Source organism: Paenibacillus xylanexedens (genome assembly GCF_007676705.1).
Classification (GTDB): Bacteria; Bacillota; Bacilli; order Paenibacillales; family Paenibacillaceae; genus Paenibacillus; species Paenibacillus xylanexedens_C.
This window is the reverse complement of sequence record NZ_VEBF01000354.1, coordinates 1-266: the sequence shown is the minus strand read 5'-3', so window position 1 is coordinate 266 and position 266 is coordinate 1. Positions and strand designations below refer to the sequence as shown.

Genomic DNA, 266 nt, shown 5'->3' with positions numbered 1-266 from the left:
CTTGGAGGATGTGGTCTGTGGGTCGATGTGAAGTAAATAACAAGAGATCGATACCGCGCTCTAGGATGGCATGACGTAAATATGGGAGGTAAGTGGCGTGATTGCGGAAGGTGCGGTAGTGATTTTGAATGTGGATGGCGATGATGGGGGGGGGATTGGTGGTAAGAAGGGGTTTGAATTTGGGGAAAAGGACATGATAATAAGGATGGAGATTCTCGAGAAATTTTGTATGATTAGAGCGGAGAGGGATGTGATGATGGGGGAGG

Annotated in this window: 1 protein-coding gene; it reads right to left on the bottom strand. The window is 47.7% G+C overall.

Annotation, left to right across the window (positions count from 1 at the left end; translation table 11 throughout):
• The coding region (locus FS628_RS33295; RefSeq protein ID WP_369008914.1) for a beta-galactosidase at positions 1-250 on the bottom strand (250 nt) is incomplete at its 3' end.
• Positions 251-266 lie beyond the last annotated feature (16 nt).